General features: G+C 63.5%; 19 protein-coding genes and 2 pseudogenes. 12 read left to right on the top strand and 9 right to left on the bottom strand.

What is annotated here, in order from left to right:
* Position 1: 1 nt before the first annotated feature.
* The 8 genes from CEQ44_RS07905 to CEQ44_RS23950 form a co-directional block, all read right to left on the bottom strand.
* Positions 2 to 184, bottom strand: coding sequence for a hypothetical protein (locus CEQ44_RS07905; RefSeq protein ID WP_088185174.1), 183 nt, complete (start codon positions 182 to 184; stop codon positions 2 to 4).
* Positions 178 to 348 carry a hypothetical protein gene (locus CEQ44_RS24360; protein WP_176401114.1) on the bottom strand — a complete coding sequence of 57 codons (171 nt, stop codon included), beginning with the start codon at positions 346 to 348 and terminating at the stop codon, positions 178 to 180. The genes CEQ44_RS07905 and CEQ44_RS24360 overlap by 7 nt, the downstream gene beginning before the upstream one ends.
* Before the next feature lie 80 nt (positions 349 to 428).
* Entirely contained in the window at positions 429 to 929 is a 501-nt protein-coding gene (locus CEQ44_RS07895) for a hypothetical protein (RefSeq protein WP_217895040.1), read from the bottom strand.
* A complete protein-coding gene (locus tag CEQ44_RS07890; protein WP_088185171.1) occupies positions 926 to 1,636 on the bottom strand; it encodes a hypothetical protein in 711 nt (236 codons plus the stop codon). The genes CEQ44_RS07895 and CEQ44_RS07890 overlap by 4 nt, the downstream gene beginning before the upstream one ends.
* 481 nt (positions 1,637 to 2,117) lie before the next feature.
* Positions 2,118 to 3,455 (bottom strand): AAA family ATPase, encoded by a 1,338-nt coding sequence (locus CEQ44_RS07885; protein WP_088185170.1) that lies wholly within the window; start codon positions 3,453 to 3,455, stop codon positions 2,118 to 2,120.
* A 109-nt stretch (positions 3,456 to 3,564) separates the two neighbouring features.
* Positions 3,565 to 3,834 carry an AlpA family transcriptional regulator gene (locus CEQ44_RS07880; protein ID WP_088185169.1) on the bottom strand — a complete coding sequence of 90 codons (270 nt, stop codon included), beginning with the start codon at positions 3,832 to 3,834 and terminating at the stop codon, positions 3,565 to 3,567.
* A 297-nt stretch (positions 3,835 to 4,131) separates the two neighbouring features.
* Positions 4,132 to 5,451 carry an integrase family protein gene (locus CEQ44_RS07875; protein WP_217895038.1) on the bottom strand — a complete coding sequence of 440 codons (1,320 nt, stop codon included), beginning with the start codon at positions 5,449 to 5,451 and terminating at the stop codon, positions 4,132 to 4,134.
* A gap of 315 nt (positions 5,452 to 5,766) precedes the next feature.
* Entirely contained in the window at positions 5,767 to 6,189 is a 423-nt protein-coding gene (locus CEQ44_RS23950) for a hypothetical protein (protein WP_140419372.1), read from the bottom strand.
* A 149-nt stretch (positions 6,190 to 6,338) separates the two neighbouring features.
* Between CEQ44_RS23950 and CEQ44_RS07870 the strand changes: the two genes are divergently transcribed.
* The 3 genes from CEQ44_RS07870 to CEQ44_RS23945 all read left to right on the top strand — a co-directional run bounded on the left by CEQ44_RS07870 (position 6,339) and on the right by CEQ44_RS23945 (position 7,500).
* On the top strand, positions 6,339 to 6,878 hold the full coding sequence (locus CEQ44_RS07870; RefSeq protein ID WP_088185167.1) for a glycoside hydrolase family 108 protein: 540 nt from the start codon (positions 6,339 to 6,341) through the stop codon (positions 6,876 to 6,878).
* An 11-nt stretch (positions 6,879 to 6,889) separates the two neighbouring features.
* Positions 6,890 to 7,159 carry a 3TM-type holin gene (locus tag CEQ44_RS07865; protein ID WP_088185166.1) on the top strand — a complete coding sequence of 90 codons (270 nt, stop codon included), beginning with the start codon at positions 6,890 to 6,892 and terminating at the stop codon, positions 7,157 to 7,159.
* Positions 7,160 to 7,317: 158 nt separating this feature from the next.
* Positions 7,318 to 7,500 (top strand): hypothetical protein, encoded by a 183-nt coding sequence (locus CEQ44_RS23945; RefSeq protein ID WP_140419371.1) that lies wholly within the window; start codon positions 7,318 to 7,320, stop codon positions 7,498 to 7,500.
* A 91-nt stretch (positions 7,501 to 7,591) separates the two neighbouring features.
* On the opposite strand, the gene CEQ44_RS07860 is transcribed toward CEQ44_RS23945, so the two are convergent.
* Complete coding sequence (locus tag CEQ44_RS07860; RefSeq protein ID WP_088185165.1) at positions 7,592 to 8,167, bottom strand: hypothetical protein; 576 nt, start codon at positions 8,165 to 8,167, stop codon at positions 7,592 to 7,594.
* A gap of 279 nt (positions 8,168 to 8,446) precedes the next feature.
* On the opposite strand from CEQ44_RS07860, the gene rpsM reads away from it, so the two are divergent.
* The 9 genes and pseudogenes from rpsM to CEQ44_RS07815 all read left to right on the top strand — a co-directional run.
* Positions 8,447 to 8,815 (top strand): 30S ribosomal protein S13, encoded by a 369-nt coding sequence (gene rpsM / locus CEQ44_RS07855; protein WP_088185164.1) that lies wholly within the window; start codon positions 8,447 to 8,449, stop codon positions 8,813 to 8,815.
* Positions 8,816 to 8,906: 91 nt separating this feature from the next.
* Positions 8,907 to 9,296, top strand: a complete 390-nt coding sequence (gene rpsK / locus CEQ44_RS07850; RefSeq protein ID WP_004208752.1) for a 30S ribosomal protein S11 — start codon at positions 8,907 to 8,909, stop codon at positions 9,294 to 9,296.
* A gap of 118 nt (positions 9,297 to 9,414) precedes the next feature.
* Entirely contained in the window at positions 9,415 to 10,476 is a 1,062-nt protein-coding gene (locus tag CEQ44_RS07845) for a DNA-directed RNA polymerase subunit alpha (RefSeq protein WP_088185163.1), read from the top strand.
* Between the two features lie 211 nt (positions 10,477 to 10,687).
* Entirely contained in the window at positions 10,688 to 11,110 is a 423-nt protein-coding gene (gene rplQ / locus CEQ44_RS07840; protein WP_088185162.1) for a 50S ribosomal protein L17, read from the top strand.
* A 102-nt stretch (positions 11,111 to 11,212) separates the two neighbouring features.
* Positions 11,213 to 13,398, top strand: a pseudogene (locus tag CEQ44_RS07835) (prolyl oligopeptidase family protein).
* Between the two features lie 64 nt (positions 13,399 to 13,462).
* Complete coding sequence (locus CEQ44_RS07830) at positions 13,463 to 14,086, top strand: hypothetical protein (protein WP_176400392.1); 624 nt, start codon at positions 13,463 to 13,465, stop codon at positions 14,084 to 14,086.
* A gap of 42 nt (positions 14,087 to 14,128) precedes the next feature.
* Entirely contained in the window at positions 14,129 to 14,770 is a 642-nt protein-coding gene (locus CEQ44_RS07825) for a YoaK family protein (RefSeq protein WP_088185160.1), read from the top strand.
* Positions 14,771 to 14,797: 27 nt separating this feature from the next.
* Positions 14,798 to 16,063, top strand: coding sequence for a TCR/Tet family MFS transporter (locus CEQ44_RS07820; RefSeq protein ID WP_088185159.1), 1,266 nt, complete (start codon positions 14,798 to 14,800; stop codon positions 16,061 to 16,063).
* A 43-nt stretch (positions 16,064 to 16,106) separates the two neighbouring features.
* A pseudogene (locus CEQ44_RS07815) lies at positions 16,107 to 16,449 on the top strand (GMP synthase (glutamine-hydrolyzing)); the annotation flags it as partial.

Below are 16,449 nucleotides of genomic sequence, written 5' to 3'. Positions count from 1 at the left end.
CTCATTTCTCCTTGTGACGTTGAAGCGATGCACCGAGGCGCAGCGCCGCGAGCAGGTTCATGTCGCTGGCAAGCTGCCGCTCCTCGCCCCGCTCGATGTGAAGTTCACGCAGGCGGTCTCGCTCGCCGGGGGTGAGGCTGTGCGCCTTGGGAGCGTTGTGCCGGTCGTCGCCGTTGTTCAGCATGGCTGCGCCACCCCCATCTTCACCAGCACCGCGAAGGCGTCGGCGCGAACCTTGGGGTCGTCGCAATCGCGCATGACTTCGAGCAAGCTGTTGACCGCGAGCTGATGCAGTTCCCAGCGCTGGGCAGGTGTCCACTTGGCGATGGCGGGTGCGTGGTGAGCCACCAGCGCCCGAACGTCCCGCCTCGGTGCCGGGGGCAGCGCACGGACGGCAGGGCGCGGGGGCCAGTTCAGTTTGGCGTAGGTCATACCTGTTTGGCCTCCAGCATGATGATGCGATGTTCCAATTCTTCGGTGGCGCGAATGTCAGCGACAGCGTGGAGGCTGGCGATCAGCGTGCGCCCGGTGTCCGGGTCCACCTTGCCAGCAGCAATCGCGGCAACGATTTGCTGCGCCTGCGCGGCAAGCGGAGCATCCGGCGACAGTTCAAACTCAACGCGCTCGGCCTGCACCTTGATCGGCGGGGCAACCCTGCTCATCAAAATGTTGGCGGCCTGCATGTCTCCGGCCAGAGCGGCATCAATCACCACACGGGCCACAGCGGGCGCGTCGTCCATCAACGCCTTGGTGACTTTCATGCGGCGATCAACAATGCCGGGAGGGCGACCCGACTTGCAGGGGCTTTCCATGCCCTTGCGCCACTTCGGATTGCCGCGCTGTGGATTGGGCACAAAGCCCTGCATCCAATCGGGTTGAACTGTCTCGCTCATCGCATGATGCCCTTGATTTGAAGAAGTGGCGATCACGCGCCCCGCACAGCGAAAGCGCGTTCTGCGGCGGTGTTGGCTTCACGGAGACGCTTCGCTTTCTGCGGGCTTGCGCCAACGGCCTTGGTCAGTTCGGGGAATACCAGCCCTGCCCGCTGCTCGATCATCGTCTTGGCCCCCTGCATTGCGCAGAGCCGCTTCGCCATGTCGGGCGATTGCTTCTCGTGCCAAAGGCGGGTGAACGATTGCTGTAGGTCAGAGGTCAGACCGGACAGGTAGGGAGGCGCGGCGCATACAGAACTGAATGTCACCTCGTCGCCACTGTCCAGCGCGGCCCGCACGAAATCGTGCCGCTGCTCGGTATTCATTGCTTTCACATGGGCGCGAATCTCTTGCGCGATGCTCGCCGCCGCTTTCATCGTCAGCGGCGCTGTCAGTTCCCCCTCAAGGTGCGCAACGGCCTTGCCGAGGCGGGACAGTTCCGCATCGAACGCCCGCGTCACTTGGTCCAGCTTGCGCCGCGCTAGATTGTCGCTCTCCAGAATTTTCCGTTCTTCCGGCCAGCTTGGATTTTTGTCTGCCAGCGCGCGGGCGTCATGAACCGCGATGACCGCCTGATACGCTGTGTCGAACGCAGTAATGGTCGGGCCAAGCACAAGTGCAGTCTCGTCGTCGTAACCATCAATCGACTTGACCGTATCGGGATGCAGCGAGGGCGAGCAGCGGGTGTCAATGTAATCAGACATTTGGCGTTAATTTCAGATAGAAAGTTATGATCGCCTTACTGTTTATGAGATCAACAAATAGGTCCGCGAGCAAAATATTTTTGTATCAATCGGTTCGATCTTTACCTCGCGCACCGAACTGCACACACTGTATTTGTTGGTAGGGTTGACCACGCTGAATTAGAGAGGGTGCGGAACGCGATATGCGGTGGCTATAGCGCTGGCAGGGTATGCCCGCCCCCAAAGCGGCGAGCGCGGCGGTTTCGTGCCCCCAGCCCCGGCGCTACCGGCCTGCTTGCGCGGCAACGCACCAATGCCCCCAGTCCCAGCTGCCCAGCGCTTGGGGGGGTGACGACCGCCCCCGTTTGCTTGGTGCGTTTCCCTATAGGGGCTAACGCAGCAACGCAGCAAAATGCGTTGCGTGCGTGCCCTTGCTTCTTGGTGCGTTTAACCCAGCAAAACGCACCAATAACGCTGCAACGCACCAAAGCCGCAAGCGTGGTCATGCCCGGTCCATTGGGCGCAGAAAATGCCGCGCACCGCCCCTGCCGCCCGTCCCCAAATCCTCCTTGGCGAGGCGCTGGTCTTTCAGGAGGCGCTGCACCGCCTGCCGGGTTGCCTTCTGCGGCAGCACCTTGGCGTCCTCCACGCTGTTTTGCGTGTGCTTGATGCCCTTGAGATATTCGCCTTTCAGGAACTGCCAGACCTTATCGTCGGCAATCTGGTTGACGCGCATTGCGCCAGCCGTTTCGCCAATGTGGTCGAAGCGGGTGAAGACATAGCCGCGCCGCATGATGTAAATATCAGGCTGCGGCGGGCACCATGTCATCTTCGGGCGCGCCAGCACGAACCCGGCATCGTCACCTTCCAGCATATAGCCGGTCGCTTCGGTCCATTCGTCCGGGTTCAGGCGGCAGAGGACATGCACCATGCGCGAGCCGTCTGCGAGGGCGCTGCCCCCGCGCCCGCTATACTGGTCCAGCGTGCGATCGCGGGCGTTCGCCTTTCCGGTGTGGTGAACGTAGATGACGCCGCACTTGACCGCGTTCCTGATCCGGCGGGCGGCATCAATCATACCCTGCTCCGCATCGTTGACGCGGCTTTCGCCAACCCCGAAGGAAACCAGCGGGTCGATAATCACCAGTGAGGGATTGAGGACGCCGATATTGACGATCAGCCGATCCAACTGGGCGCTGGGCATCACCACGTCCTTTTCAACCGTGGTCAACTTGATCCCCTTGCCCGAAACGTCGGTGATAATGACGTCTTCGCGCACCGACCGGATTTGCGCGTCGGTAAGCTGGAGCTGGAGCGCCATCTGGCGGAGGCGGGCGACTAGGGTTTCGCGGCTGTCTTCCGCCGTGAGCAACACAACGGGGCCGGGGTTCATAACCTCGTGACCGAACAACTCCCAACCCAACACAATATGGATCAACTGAAACAGGAGCAGCGTGGTCTTCCCGGTGCCGCCGGGGGCAATGAAACAACCCACGTCCTCATAGAACCAGCGGTCGATGATCGGCGGCTGCGACGTGCGGGCGGTGTTCCATTCAATTTCGGAAATGGGTCCGTCGAGGTTCAAGGGGCTGGCGCGCTCGGTGAACTCGGCAAGTTCGTCGAGGAAAGATTTGGCGACCGTGACCAGCCTGCTCTTGTCGGCATAGGAGCTGACCTCGCTGGCGAGAACGTGGTCGTCATCCGGGTCTTCCGGCGGCGCGTCTTCGTCCCAGAAGATGCCGAACTTTGCGCGGGCCGCGCGCTGCTCGTCAGTGAACCTGCGAGCGGCAGGCAGCTGGTCGCCCGGTTGCGGACCGAGCGCGTCATTTGGTAAATTGCTCATCGGTGTGGTGCTCCGATGCGGCAGGGTCTGCGAAACCCTGCCGCATTTTATGACAGGGTCTTACGAGGGTCTTGCCGTTGGACAGCGGCGCGCTGATTGCTCCGGGCATTCATGCGGATGCGCCGGACGAACGGCACCCGTGAGGTGTGCGGTTCAATAGACCTGCCGGGCTGTAGGCGCTGGTGCTGACGAACGACCGCGTGGTCAGCCATTCCAGAACAACCGACCTGACATAGCGGACAGGTGCTTGCGGGGTTTCCCCCATCTTGATGAAGGCAGGTCCTTTGCCCTTGTTGCGCCAGATTTCGAGGGTGTTCGTTTTGATCGACAACAGTGCCGCAGTTTCGGCGCTCGTCAAAAGGTCATCGTGTTGGGACATGATGGCAGTCCTAGGGATCGGTTGCCGTCGGCTGCTCTATCGCAACCGTCGCCGCCGCATCCGCCATCGGACTGCTACTTTTTGTTCTACCCGACCGACCGAAGTCGGCACCGCATCACGCTCGGATAGAACAGGCTGGGCATAGCTTTACTTAACCCGGCATGGTCTCGCAAACGCAAAATGCACATGGATTAAACGCTCGGCTGTAGGCCGCGCTGGGGCTGACAAGAGGGACGCCGCCCCCTTACCGGCTCCGGTGCAGGGATCGCCCCTGTGCGCGGCGGCGCGCGGCCCCTGTCATGCGCGCAACTGCACGACATTCGCCCCGGTCGCTTTCGCTTGCGCAATGCGCGCCTGCTCCTCAAGCCAATCGCAGATGCTTTGCACCTCGGGATGCAGGTATTGCAAGCGCGAGGTTTGCAGATAGTGGCGCGCCGTGATGCCCTGAGGCACATGGTTCGTCAGCAATTCCAGCTTGAACAGGTCGATGCCGCAGGCCGAGAAGCCTGTGGTCACAAACGTGCGCCTAAGGTCGTGCGGTGAAACCGCCCCGCTACCGTCGCTGGCAATGTCTTTGACCTTGCCGAGTTGTTCCAGAGGTGCCCGCGTGTCGGTGATGTAGCCGCTCTTGGATTTGGACGGGAACACGAAAGGGCTTTCGGTGCCATCCGGCAGCTTTACCTTCGGGCGCTGTTTGATGATGGCCACAGCTTGCGACGACAACGGAAGCCAAACCGGGTTGCCGTTCTTAGGGTTCGGCAGGTGCCACCAGCACTGTGCCGGGTCATCCTCAAGATGAACTTGATCCCAGCGCAGCGAACCTCCCTCGGACTTTCGCGCCCCGGTTAACATGAGGAAGCGGACCAGATCGACCCCGGCGAGCGCAGCGGCATCCCGCGCAGCGAGGCGCAACTCGCCCAGCTTGTTCCAGACCTCGCCAACCTTGTTCATTTCGATGTGACGGGTGCGGGGTTCGAACTCCTTCCAATCGTCCTTCATGGCGTGGACGGGATTGTTCGGAATGAGCAGCGACCCATCCGCACGCTTGAAGCGCCGATTGGCAAAGTTGACGAGGGTGCGCAGCGTGACGAGCGAAATCTGGGCCTGCCCCGGTGCTGGCCTGCCATCGAGTCCCTTGGCGCACATTTCCTTGTGGCGCTTGCGAACGTCCTGTTCGCGGATGGACACAATCGGCTTGTCCTTCCAGTCGGCGAACACCTTATCGACGTGGCGGTTCATTTCCGCCTTGGTGCTTTCGCGCATCTTACCGTCGCGCTCCATGTAGAGGTCTGCGACCTGCCGAAGCGTGACCTTTTCGGCATCGTCCTGCCGACGCACCTCGCGGGGGTCTATACCGTCCTCAAACTGGTGCCGATACTCGTCTGCCTTGCGGCGCGCATCATCAACAGTCCAAGCGCCGTAGCTGCCGATTGTCATACGCACATCAACCTCGGTGCCACGCACCCGCCCCTGAGCGATGAACTTTGCGAGACCGGTCGGTGTCACGCGGATACCGAACCCCTTGCTCTCGGCATCCCAATACAAAACATCGGACTTCGACAGACCGGGCTTCGCCACACGGTCAATGTTGGTTTTCGTCAACTTCATCTTTGGCATGGTTTTGCTCCCGTAAGATTCCCGTAAGTGCTGCGCGTAAAGCTGCGGCAATCTGCTTACGGCTCATTCCGAGAGCCAAGCAACTGATTTCGCTTGATTATATAGCTACTTCAAGCTGCGTAAAGCTACGTCAATTTAGGAGCGAAAATACTGGGGGTGTGGGGGTCGGAGGTTCGAATCCTCTCGTCCCGACCAAGATTTTCGGAAATAGCGACCGTCCGGGGGACGGACGCCCGAAAATCTCCCAAGCGCAAGCGCGGGAGGCGGGTGCCAGTGGCACCGATCCGTCCGAAAACACCCTTGGCGCTTAGTGAATTACGAGTTGCGTCCGACGCCCGAAGCCCAAAGACGCGCTGAGAACTCAGAAGGGTTCTTGCTTGGCGGGTCGTTCAAATCATTTCGAATTTCCCACACAAGCCGCGACCAGAGCTGATCGTGGCGCTCTCTTGTGGCTTCAGCCGAATTTGATACGGCAATTTCGTCGGTATATTGATGAAGCGCGTTGATAACGGATGCTGAGCCAATCAGATGCAGATTGTTGACAGCAGTGGCAAATCTGATTTTTGCTTCAGGCGGCGAGGCATCGCCCACAATTCCACTGCCAGCAGCAAAAAACTCCTCGTAATAAGACAGCTTTTTGGACCGCCAAATTGCCTCGCGCTCCTTATATTTAGTGAGATATATGGCTCCTGCTGATGCGATAATGGCAGCAAAGGCCGATATGAGTGTAGTCCACATCGCGCGACAATACCTTGCCGCCAGTGAAACGACAACTCTTCGTATCTAAGAAAAGCCGTGCCCATGAAACAACACGGAAGTAGAATCCCTCTGTCCTACAACGAACCATATGGGATAAATGATTCGCCTTATCCAAACAGGAGGCGCATATGGACATTCATGACCTGATCGACGAGGTCATCGCCCGCGAAGGCGGTTACAGCCACCACCCCGCCGATCGCGGCGGCCCGACCAATATGGGCATCACCTTGGCCGTCGCCCGCGCCAATGGCTATGCCGGCGCAATGCAAGCGATGCCGCGCAGCGTGGCCGAAGGTATCTACCGCCGCCTTTATTGGGAGCGGCCGGGCTATGCCTTCGTCGCCGAAATGAGTGGACCGATCGCCGCCGAACTGTTCGACACCAGCGTCAACATGGGCGTCGCGACCGCCACCGGTTTCCTCCAGCGGGCGCTCAACGCGCTCAACCGCAACCAGCAGGATTATCCCGATATCAAGGTGGACCGGGCGATCGGCGCGCGGACGCTGGCGGCTTTGCGCGCCTTCCGCACGCTACGCGGCGCGGCGGGCGACAAGGTGCTGCTCAAGGCGATGGAGGCGATGCAGGGCGAACGCTATGTCGCCCTGGCGGAGCAGCGCCCGGCCAATGAAGCCTTTCTCTACGGCTGGCTCGCCAACCGGATTGGTTAAGGAAGGTCGTGATGCAGCAGGAATCCGAACCTGATTCCACCGACCCGTGGGCACGGCGAGCGCGGCCTGCCTTCCTCTATGTCATGTACGCGCTGCTGCTCTGGTCGGTGCCGATGGGCCTGATCGCGGGCATCCATCCGGCCACGGCGGCGGCGATCACCGCGGGGATGCGCGCTTATCTCAATGCCCTGCCCGAACCGCTCTACGCGCTCTTTGGCACTGGCTATCTGGGCTACACCGCCGCGCGCGCCTGGGGCAAGGCCAAGGGGCTGGAACGCTGACAGCGCCCGTCGCCCGAAAAGTCCTGACCACACAAGCATGAGAGGGGCCGCCGGGTCAAAGCCCGACGGCCCATCATGTGCATGGTCAGCGGCCGGAAGCACCGCCCAAGGAAAACGGAGTATCGCGCTATCGCCCGCACAGAGACAAGGCCTGTCTGTTGGCGCTCACAGTCTCTGATGAAGGGATCGACGCCAAGGCGTCGCTCAGCGGCGCGTTTCCCGAATGGACTGAACCGACCCCAATGCTGAACCATGAGACATCGGATCACCTCCTTTCGCTAGTTGAAGCCCGCGTGACCGGCTTCGATGCAACCTTCGACCGGCCACGAGACGGACTTTGAATCAGACGCAGGGCATGATCAAGCCTTGTAATTTTCTTTTTTCGAATCATACTTTCGCGTCCCCGGTTCGGACCGCGTCAACCTGCGTCGTTCAGCCCCGACAATCCTCGATCACCCGCGATACTTCGGCCCAGGCAGGGACGATCAGCGGGGCTGATCCGGCCACTTCCACCGCGAATTTCCCACGGCTGTAGGCGATCTGGTCCAGCACCGTGTCGGACGCGGCGCGAAAAGCGACGATCTGCGGCACGGCCCCCATGGATTGCGACGCAGGCCAACTGGTCGCGCCATAGCTGGTCCGCACGATGATCGCGCCCGGCCCCGCACCCGCACGCGCCAGGCTGATGCGGCGGCTGGCCCGGTCACATCGCAGCGTCAGCCGCGCGTCGGCCGGCCCGGTGCCGAACATCGCGACTGCGCCGGCCGCTTCGGCGCGATAGGTCCAATTGCCGGGCGTTGCGGCGAGATATCGCCATTCGGTCGCGGCCGGCGGGGGCGGCGCAGGGGAAACTGGCGTCGACACCGACCCGATCGGGGGCAATGGACGAGCGCGCGCCGGCGACGGCACCGGCGCAGCCCCCACCGATCGCTGTTGCGGCGGCGCGACGCAGGATGCCAGCAAGGCCAGCGAGGGCAGGAAGGCGACGAAGGATGGAAGGACACGCATAGCCTCCCATGCCGGACCCACGCCCCCCGCTCAACCCGAAAAGGGTCGAGACGCCGAGCTGCTGCGTCCGGCCGCACGCCGATTGACTATTTTCCGCCGAATCGCTAAAGGCCCCTTTCCCCTAAACGTGGCGAGCGGCGGTGCTTTTGGCACTGGCCGTCTTTTTTGCGTCTTGGGGTCATGTAATTGGCCGTTTTTCCTGGCCAGGGAAAACCGGCTCGGACGCTTTGAGATAGGGACGACTCCGGTCGGCCCTGTGGAGCAGGAGATTAAATTACCATGGCACGTATTGCGGGTGTGAACATCCCGACCAACAAGCGCGTAATTATCGCGCTGACCTACATTCACGGCATCGGTCGCAAGACGGCCGCCGACATCGCCACCAAGCTGGGCATCGACCACAGCCGTCGCGTGCAGGACCTGTCCGACGCCGAAGTGCTGCAGATCCGCGAAACCATCGACGCCGACCTGTCCGTCGAGGGCGACCTGCGTCGCGAAACCGCGATGAACATCAAGCGCCTGATGGATCTGGCCTGCTATCGCGGCCTGCGTCATCGCAAGGGGCTGCCGGTTCGCGGCCAGCGCACACACACCAATGCGCGCACCCGCAAGGGCAAGGCCAAGGCGATCGCCGGCAAGAAGAAGTAATTCGTCCGGGGGACGAATTACTCCGCCGGAGGCAGCTCTCCCCAAGCGAGACGCCTTCCGCGCAACCAGATTTTTGTAGGATTACAGCAAAATGGCACGCGAACCCCAGCGCATTAAGCGCCGCGAACGCAAGAATATTTCGGCCGGCGTGGCGCACGTCAACGCCAGCTTCAACAACACCATGGTGACCATCACCGACGCTCAGGGCAACGCGATTTCGTGGTCCTCGGCCGGCATGATGGGCTTCAAGGGCAGCCGCAAGTCGACCCCGTACGCCGCTCAGGTGTGCGCCGAAGACGCCGGCCGCAAGGCCGCCGAACATGGCGTGCGCACGCTTGAAGTCGAAGTCAAAGGCCCCGGTTCGGGTCGTGAATCGGCTCTGCGCGCGTTGCAGGCCGTCGGCTTCCACATCACCTCCATCCGCGACGTGACGCCGATCCCGCACAATGGCGTGCGTCCGTCCAAGCGTCGCCGCGTCTAAACGCGGCTGAGCGACATGCGGGCGGCGGACGCGCCGCCCGTTACCCATCTGCATCGGCTGCAACGTCCTGTCGGGTCCAGGATGATAAGCGTTTCGGCCACATCCCCAGGGGAATTACATGACTGTCAACATGAAGAACTGGCAGGAATTGAAGAAGCCCAACGCCCTCGAAATCAAGCCGACCAGCGACGGCAAGCGCAAGGCGACCTTCGTCGCCGAACCGCTTGAGCGCGGTTTCGGCCTGACTCTCGGCAATGCGTTGCGGCGTGTTCTTCTTTCCTCGCTCCAGGGCGCGGCGGTCACCTCGATCAAGATCGAGAACGTCCTGCATGAATTCTCGTCGCTCGCCGGCGTGCGCGAAGACGTGACCGACATCGTCCTCAACATCAAGCAGGTCGCGCTCCGCATGGAAGGCGAAGGCCCCAAGCGGCTACAGCTGTCCGCCACCGGTCCGGCCGTGGTGAAGGCTGGCGACATCAGCGTCGTGGGCGATATCGAAGTGATGAACCCCGAACTGATCATCTGCCATCTGGACCAGGGCGCGACGCTCAACATGGAACTGACCGCGGATGTCGGCAAGGGCTATGTCCCGGCCGTCGCCAACCGGCCGGCAGACGCCCCGATCGGCCTCATCCCGATCGATGCGCTCTACTCGCCGGTCCGTCAGGTCGCGTACAAGGTGGACAACACCCGCGTCGGCCAGGAACTGGATTATGACAAGCTGTCGCTGACCATCGAAACCGATGGCACGGTCACGCCGGAAGATGCGGTGGCCTATGCCGCCCGTATCCTGCAGGACCAGCTCCAGCTGTTCGTCCACTTCGAAGACGCGCTGCCCGCCGCCGCCCCTGCTGCGGGTCACACCGCCGCTGCGGCATCGGAAGGCGAAAGCGACACCAACCAGATTAACCGCTATCTTCTCAAGAAGGTGGACGAACTGGAACTGTCGGTCCGCTCGGCCAACTGCCTCAAGAACGACAACATCATCTATATCGGCGATCTGGTCCAGAAGACCGAAGCCGAGATGCTGCGCACCCCCAATTTCGGCCGCAAGTCGCTGAACGAAATCAAGGAAGTGCTGTCGTCCATGGGCCTGCGCCTGGGCATGGACATCCCCGGCTGGCCGCCGGAAAATATCGAGGAAATGGCCAAGAAGCTCGAACAAGAGCTGCTGGGTTAAGTCGGAGCGTGCCGCGTAGCGCAGCAGCGCGGCGGTTCGCGAAGCGAACGCGAACGACCGGCCAGCGACGCGGAGCGTCGACTGACGTCACGGGATTTATTCCCGTGACGGTTCGCCGGACGGTCAGATAGGGGTTTTTGGGCGGCGCCCCTTATTCGCCGCCTGGTCTGGGATACCTTGCACGGTCCCTTAACGAACGAAGGAATGAAACATGCGTCACAGAATGGGTCAGCGTAAGCTGCAACGCGCCACCGGCCATCGTAATGCGCTGCTGCGCAACCTGGCCGCCTCGCTCATCAAGCATGAGCAGATCATGACCGGTGCCGTGAAGGCAAAGGCCCTGCGTCCCTACGTCGAAAAGCTGATCACCCTCGCTAAGAAGGGTGGCCTGTCCAACCGTCGTCTGGCCGACGCCCGGCTGAAGGACGACGCGCAGCTGGTCAAGCTGTTCGAAGTCCTGGCCGAGCGTTACAAGGACCGCAACGGCGGCTATACCCGCGTGATCAAGGCCGGTTTCCGCGCTTCGGACGCCGCGCCGATGGCGATCATCGAACTGGTCGATCGCGACGTCAGCGCCAAGGGCCAGGACAGCGGTCCGGTCTTCAGCATGGACGACGAGCAGGAAGACGCCTGATCCGACCAGTCCCGCATGTCGGGACCGGCGCTTTACCAACAGGCCGTGGCTCTTTAGGAGCCACGGCCTGTTGTCGTTTGGAAAAGAGTCGAAAAAGAGAGGATGCGCGCCACAGCCCTGATCCTGCTGCCGCTGTTGCTGGCGGCCGCGCCGTGCGGCACCGGAGGCACGACCCCGGACGCGCGATTGACGCTGGCGGGCGCAAGGCGTCGGACGCGCTGCGCTATCCTTCCACCCGGCGTCTGGACCTGGTCGAGGATCATTTCGGGGTGAAGGTCGCCGACCCCTATCGCTGGCTCGAAAACGACCTGCGCGCCGACCCGGCCGTGCGCGACTGGGTGGCGCAGGAAAATGCCCTCACCCGCCGCTATCTCGACGATCTGCCGGGGCGCGCGGCGCTCAAGAGTCGGATGCAGGCCTTGCTCTCGCACGGCCGCTACACCATCCCGCGCAAGGCGGGCGGGCGCTATTTCTATGGCTATAACAAGGGGCTGGAGAACCAGACCCCGCTCTATGTCCGCGAAGGCCTGTCGGGCCGGCAACGGCTGCTGCTCGACCCCAATGACTGGGCGAAGGACGGCGCGAGCGCGTTGGCCGAATGGGTGCCCTCGCCCGACGGCCGCACCCTGGCCTTTGCGGTGCAGGAGGCCGGCAGCGACTGGCGCACGCTCAAGCTGCTCGACGTCGATAGCGGCCGGGTGCTGGACGAGCGGGTCGAGTGGGTGAAATTCTCCCAGATCGCCTGGGACGGCCGGGCCGAGGGCTTTTTCTACTCCCGCTTCGCCGCGCCGCAGGATGGCCAGGCCTTTCGCTCCGCCAGCGAAGACCAGCAGCTTTATTATCACCGCATGGGCACCCCCCAGGCGCAGGACCAGTTGATCTACGCCACGCCCGACCGGCCCAAACTCAGCCACCAGGCGCAGGTGACCGGCGACGGGCGCTGGCTGGTCATCAGTTCCTTCCAGGGGATCGATCCGCGCCGCGAAATCCATGTCGCCGAACTCACCGGCGGCCCGATCAAGCCCCGCCTGCTGGTCAAAGGCCCGGCGCAGGACTGGCGCTTGATCGGCAGCAAGGGCGGGACCCTCTTCTTCCTGACCGACGACCGCGCCCCCCATATGCGGGTGGTGACGCTCGACGCATCGCGGCCCCGCCGGGGGCCAAGGGAAGTGGTGCGCGAGCGGCCGGAGACGCTGGCGGGCGGGTCGCTGGTCGGCAACCGCATGATCCTGGCCTATATGAGCGACGCCCAGACCGTGGCCGAACTGGTCGAACTGGACGGGCGCAAGGTGACCGACGTGCCGCTCCCCGGCTTCGGCACCGCGGCGGGCTTTGGCGGCCGCGAAGGCGACCCGGAAACCTTTTTCAGCTTCTCCGGCTTCGTCACCCCGTCCAGCATCTACCGCTTCGACACGGCCAGCCTGCAAAGCCAGATCTTTGCCCAGCCCGACCTGCCCTTCGACCCCAATGATTTCGGCATCGAACAGCGCCTCTATCCGTCGAAGGACGGCACGCTGATCCCCATGACGATCCTGCGTAAAAAGGCGCTGGCCGACCGCGCGATCGCCACGCCCATCATCCTCTACGGCTATGGCGGCTTCAACATCAGCCTGACGCCCGGCTATTCGGCGACCCGCATGGCCTGGCTGGAACAGGGCGGCGCCTATGCCATCGCCAATCTGCGCGGCGGCGGGGAATATGGCAAAGCGTGGCACGATGCCGGGCGCGGCGCGAACAAGCAGAATGTCTTTGACGATTTCATCGCCGCGGCCGAATATCTCAAAGCCAACGGCTTCACGCCGCCCGATGGGCTGGCGATAGAGGGTCGCTCCAACGGCGGGCTGCTGGTAGGCGCGGTAGTCAACCAGCGCCCCGACCTGTTCGCCGCCGCGCTGCCCGCCGTCGGCGTCATGGACATGCTGCGCTTCGACCGTTTCACCGCAGGCCGCTACTGGGTCGATGACTATGGATCGCCCGACAAGGCGGCCGACTTTCCCTTGCTCTACGGCTATTCGCCCTATCACAACATCCTGGGCGGCAAAGATTATCCGGCCATCCTCGTCACCACGGCCGACACCGACGATCGCGTCGTCCCCGCCCATAGCTTCAAATATGCCGCTGCGCTCCAGGCCGCGGACTTGGGCGCCCGCCCCCGCCTGCTCCGCGTCGAAAGCCGGGCAGGCCATGGCTCAGGCAAGCCAGTCGACAAGCTGATCGAGGAATATGCCGACAGCTACAGCTTCGCGGCCTATTTCACCGGACTGAAGATCAAGGCGAAACCGCAATGATGTCATTCAGCCACCCGACAGCCAAGCCCGGCTATGGCTCCCCTCATCGCATGGAGATGCAGGCATGATCGGAACCAAGACACGCTGGATGACCGGAGCGCTGGTGAGCGCAGGACTGCTGCTGGGCAGCGTCAGCGCGGCTGAGGCACGCCCGCGTTACGGCTATGACCGGGGCTGGAACGGCCACGGCCATGGCGGCTGGAACCGGCATCGCCGCGGCGACGGCTTTGGCCTGGGCGACGCGATCGGCGTCGCCGCCATCGTGGGGGCGGTGGCAATCGTCGCCAATTCCATGAACAAGGACAAGAAGATCCGCGACCCGAACACCGGCGGCGAATATGACGCGCCCCCGCCCAGCGCCGGCACCGACTATGGCACGGATGTCCGCGATGACGCCCCGGTCCGCAACGACGCCGATTTCTCCGACATCGCCGCGCAGGACGAAGGCATGACCGACGCCTGTGCCGTGGCCGCCCGCGACGAAGCACAGCAGCGCGAAGGCGGCTATGCCGAAGTCCGCCACATGGAAACGCCCCTCGCCACGGCGGACGGCTATAATATCGACGGCTATGTCGAAACCCGCACCAGCTATCGCGCCAATGACGGCGTGTCGCGCCGCTTCACCTGCGCCATGAAAAACGGCCGCGTCGCGGAGGTCTATCTCAGCCGCGACCTCGCAGTCCGCTAATTAAAAAGACAAACGAAGGCTGCGCGCGCTAGGGATAGTCCTATGCGCAGCCAGCCCCTCTCACGCCACATGCTCGCCTTCGGCCTGGCGGCGCTGGCCGGCATGGTGGACGCGCTCGGCCTGCTCAAACTGGGCGGGCTGTTCGTATCCTTCATGAGCGGCAATTCGACCCGCCTGGCCGTGGGCGTCGCGACCGGCTCCGCGGTAGCGGTCACGGCGGCGGGACTGATCGCCGCCTTCCTGGCCGGGGTCATTGCCGGCGCGCTGGTGGCGCGACGGGCGGGGCGCTGGCGCAAGCAGGCCGTGCTCGCGCTGGTGCTCGCCCTGCTGATCGTAGCGGCGATGCTCGTGGACGGGCATGGCGACCTGCTCACCCTGCCGATGGCAACGGCGATGGGCGCGGTCAACAATGTCTTCCAGCGCGATGGCGAAGTCAGCATCGGCGTCACCTACATGACCGGCGCCCTCGTCAAGATGGGCCAGGCGATCGCCGCCGCCATGACGGGCGGGCCGCGCTGGGGCTGGCTGCTATGGCTTTTGTTGTGGCTCGGCCTGATTGCGGGCGCGATCATCGGCACGGCGCTGTTCGGCGGCATCGGCCTTGCCGCCCTGTGGGTCGCCTGCGGCTGGTGCGCGCTGCTGCTGGGATGGAGCCTGCGCCTGGGGCCGTTGCCCTTGGCATGAGCACCCCGCGCGGTTAGGCCCGTCGCCATGTCCACACCGCCCCTTCCCCGTCGCACCGCCGCGATCGCCTTCATCCTCATCACGGCGCTGCTCGACGTCATGTCGATGGGCATCGTCATCCCGGTCCTACCGCAACTGATCGAAACCCTGTCCGGCTCGAACGCGGCAGCGGGTATGTGGAACGGCCTGTTCGTCGCGCTCTGGGCGGGCATGCAGTTCATCTGCTCGCCGCTCATCGGCTCGCTGTCCGACCGGTTCGGCCGCCGCCCGGTAATCCTCATCTCGGTCGCGGGCCTCGCCCTCGACTATGTGCTGATGGCGCTTGCGCCCAACCTCTGGTGGCTGGCATTGGGCCGCATCCTGGCGGGCGTCACCTCGTCCAGCTTTACCTCCACCTTCGCCTATATGGCCGACATCACCCCGCCGGAAGATCGCGCCAGGGGCTATGGCCTGATCGGCGCAGCCTTCAGCGCCGGTTTCGTCGCCGGGCCGCTGCTCGGCGGATTGCTGGGCGAAATTTCGCTGCGTGCGCCCTTCTGGGCCGCGGCCGCGCTATCCGCCCTCGCCTTCCTCTACGGCCTCGTCGTCCTGCCCGAATCGCTCGCCCCGGAAAAGCGCATGGCGTTCAGCTGGCGGCGCGCCAATCCCTTTGGCGCCCTCAAACTTCTGCGCTCCCACCCTGAACTCTCCAGCCTCGCCGTCGGGAATTTCCTCCTCTATTTCGCCCATCACATCTTTTCCGCCATCTTCGTCCTCTATGCCGGGGACCGCTATGGCTGGGGCGCGTGGCAGGTCGGCACGCTGCTCGCCATGGTCGGCCTGCTCGACATGGGGGTGCAGGGACTGCTGGTCGGCCCGGTGGTCAAACGGCTGGGCGACCGCACCACCATGGTCGTGGGCCTGTGCTTCGGCGCGATCGGCATAGCGTCCATGGGCCTCGCCCCCACCGGCTGGCTGTTCGTCGCGGCCATGCTGCCCAATGCGCTCTGGGGCCTCGCCATGCCGACCATCCAGTCGCTGATGACGCGTCATGTGTCGGAATCCGAACAGGGCCAGCTTCAGGGCGCGAACAACAGCGTCGGCGCGATCGCCGGCATCATCTCGCCGCTCTTCTTCGGCACCATCTATTCGCTGTCGGTCGGCCCCCGCCCGACCCTGCCCTTCATCGGCAGCGCCTTCCTGATCGCCGCCGCCGTTCTGGCGCTCGCCGCGCTGATCGGCTGGCGAGCAGGACGGCAATTCAAGGGGCAAGGGATCAAGCCGCAACTGGACATATCGGGGCCGGGCGACTAACCGGGCGCGAATCCCTTCCACCGCTCGACATAAAGGCGATTCGATGACGCTGCCCCTTCAGGATTCCATCCTCATCGTGGATTTCGGCAGCCAGGTGACGCAACTTATCGCCCGGCGTGTCCGCGAAGCCGGCGTCTATTCTGAAATTGCCCCCTTCAACACCGCCGCCGAAGCCTTCGCGCGGATGCAGCCAAAGGGCGTCATCCTGTCCGGCGGCCCCTCCTCGGTCATGTGGGAAGACAGCCCCCGCGCCCCCCAGGCCATCTTCGACGCCGGCGTGCCGGTGCTGGGCATCTGCTACGGCCAGCAGACGATGATGCAGCAGCTGGGCGGCAATGTCGAAGGCGGCGAAAGCGGCGAATTCGGCCGCGCCTTCATCGAAGTGA

Source organism: Sphingobium sp. Z007, assembly GCF_900013425.1.
In the GTDB taxonomy this organism is placed as follows: Bacteria; Pseudomonadota; Alphaproteobacteria; order Sphingomonadales; family Sphingomonadaceae; genus Sphingobium.
The sequence above is the reverse complement of the archived record's forward strand: the minus strand, read 5'-3'. Positions and strand labels throughout refer to the sequence as shown.

What these genes read in the sequence shown, in the direction of transcription:
- CEQ44_RS07905 (WP_088185174.1), bottom strand. Translation starts at nt 184, where the DNA reads ATGCTGAACAACGGCGACGACCGGCACAACGCTCCCAAGGCGCACAGC.
- CEQ44_RS07890 (WP_088185171.1), bottom strand. Translation starts at nt 1,636, where the DNA reads ATGTCTGATTACATTGACACCCGCTGCTCGCCCTCGCTGCATCCCGAT.
- CEQ44_RS07885 (WP_088185170.1), bottom strand. Translation starts at nt 3,455, where the DNA reads ATGAGCAATTTACCAAATGACGCGCTCGGTCCGCAACCGGGCGACCAG.
- CEQ44_RS07880 (WP_088185169.1), bottom strand. Translation starts at nt 3,834, where the DNA reads ATGTCCCAACACGATGACCTTTTGACGAGCGCCGAAACTGCGGCACTG.
- CEQ44_RS07875 (WP_217895038.1), bottom strand. Translation starts at nt 5,451, where the DNA reads ATGCCAAAGATGAAGTTGACGAAAACCAACATTGACCGTGTGGCGAAG.
- CEQ44_RS23950 (WP_140419372.1), bottom strand. Translation starts at nt 6,189, where the DNA reads ATGTGGACTACACTCATATCGGCCTTTGCTGCCATTATCGCATCAGCA.
- CEQ44_RS07870 (WP_088185167.1), top strand. Translation starts at nt 6,339, where the DNA reads ATGGACATTCATGACCTGATCGACGAGGTCATCGCCCGCGAAGGCGGT.
- CEQ44_RS07865 (WP_088185166.1), top strand. Translation starts at nt 6,890, where the DNA reads ATGCAGCAGGAATCCGAACCTGATTCCACCGACCCGTGGGCACGGCGA.
- CEQ44_RS07860 (WP_088185165.1), bottom strand. Translation starts at nt 8,167, where the DNA reads ATGCGTGTCCTTCCATCCTTCGTCGCCTTCCTGCCCTCGCTGGCCTTG.
- rpsM (WP_088185164.1), top strand. Translation starts at nt 8,447, where the DNA reads ATGGCACGTATTGCGGGTGTGAACATCCCGACCAACAAGCGCGTAATT.
- rpsK (WP_004208752.1), top strand. Translation starts at nt 8,907, where the DNA reads ATGGCACGCGAACCCCAGCGCATTAAGCGCCGCGAACGCAAGAATATT.
- CEQ44_RS07845 (WP_088185163.1), top strand. Translation starts at nt 9,415, where the DNA reads ATGACTGTCAACATGAAGAACTGGCAGGAATTGAAGAAGCCCAACGCC.
- rplQ (WP_088185162.1), top strand. Translation starts at nt 10,688, where the DNA reads ATGCGTCACAGAATGGGTCAGCGTAAGCTGCAACGCGCCACCGGCCAT.
- CEQ44_RS07830 (WP_176400392.1), top strand. Translation starts at nt 13,463, where the DNA reads ATGATCGGAACCAAGACACGCTGGATGACCGGAGCGCTGGTGAGCGCA.
- CEQ44_RS07825 (WP_088185160.1), top strand. Translation starts at nt 14,129, where the DNA reads ATGCGCAGCCAGCCCCTCTCACGCCACATGCTCGCCTTCGGCCTGGCG.
- CEQ44_RS07820 (WP_088185159.1), top strand. Translation starts at nt 14,798, where the DNA reads ATGTCCACACCGCCCCTTCCCCGTCGCACCGCCGCGATCGCCTTCATC.